Below are 1,179 nucleotides of genomic sequence, written 5' to 3'. Positions count from 1 at the left end.
GAAGAGTTCTCGGTCTTCCTGATGATCATGCTGGCGCTGGTGGCTGGCTCGGCCGCGGTGGCGCGCGACCGCCACATCCGCATCGAATATTTTTCCGAAAGCGGCTCCATGGCGCGGCGCAAGCGGCTCGCGCAGTTCGGCGCGCTCATGATCGCCATCCTGTTCACGCTGATCGGCGCGCTCAGCATCCGCATGGTGTGGGACGACTACCGCTTCGACGAGACCACGCCGGGCATCGGCCTGCCGGCGTGGTGGTATTCGGTCTGGCTGCCGATCGTGTCGTTTGCCATCGCGCTGCGCGCGGTGGGCCTCATGATCCGCCGCGGCCGCAAGGCATACCGCAGCGACACGAAGAGCTCCGGCGGCAAGGGCGACGCATCGTGATCCCCACCCTGCTCTTCGTCGCCTTCGTCGCGATGATGCTGGTGGGCGTGCCCATYGGCGCCGCGCTGGGCCTGGCCGGCGCCGCCTGCATCGCGCTGGCCAACAGCGACGCCCAGTGGTTCGGCCTGCTGGCCGTGCCGCAGAACTTCTATGCCGGCCTCGGCAAGTACCCGCTGCTGGCCATCCCGATGTTCGTGCTGGTGGGCTCCATCTTCGACCGCTCGGGCGTGGCGCTGCGGCTCGTGAACTTTGCGGTGGCCATCGTCGGGCGCGGGCCCGGCATGCTGCCGCTGGTGGCGATTGCGGTGGCGATGTTCCTCGGCGGCATCTCGGGCTCGGGCCCGGCCAATGCCGCCGCCGTGGGCGCGGTGATGATCGCGGCCATGTCGCGCGCGGGCTACCCGGCCGCCTTCTCGGCCAGCGTGGTGGGCGCCGCAGCGGCCACCGACATCCTGATTCCGCCCTCGGTCGCGTTCATCGTCTACTCGGTGCTGGTGCCCGGCGCCTCGGTGCCGGCGCTCTTTGCAGCCGGCATGATCCCGGGCGTGATGGCCGGCCTGGCGCTGATGATCCCGGCCGTGCTGCTGGCCCGCCAGCACAAGATGGGCGCGCTCGAAGCGACGCTGCCGCGCCCGCCGTTCTGGAAGAGCCTGCGCGAAGCGATCTGGGGCCTGGCGGCGCCGGTGCTCATCCTGGGCGGCATGCGCGCGGGCTGGTTCACGCCCACCGAGGCCGCGGTGGTGGCGGTGTTCTACGGCCTGTTCGTGGGCATGTGCGTGCACCGGACCATCAAGG

At 70.4% G+C, this 1,179-nt stretch carries 2 protein-coding genes; both read left to right on the top strand.

Annotated elements, in window-relative coordinates; all coding sequences use genetic code 11:
• The coding region (locus AC1DOC_RS34435; protein ID WP_478131677.1) for a TRAP transporter small permease at positions 1 to 384 on the top strand (384 nt) is incomplete at its 5' end.
• On the top strand, positions 381 to 1,179 hold a 799-nt coding region (locus tag AC1DOC_RS34430; protein WP_478131676.1), incomplete at its 3' end, for a TRAP transporter large permease subunit. The genes AC1DOC_RS34435 and AC1DOC_RS34430, both read left to right, overlap by 4 nt.

This window comes from Variovorax sp. 01T439_2 (assembly GCF_056398445.1).
This window is presented reverse-complemented; position numbering and strand designations above follow the sequence as displayed.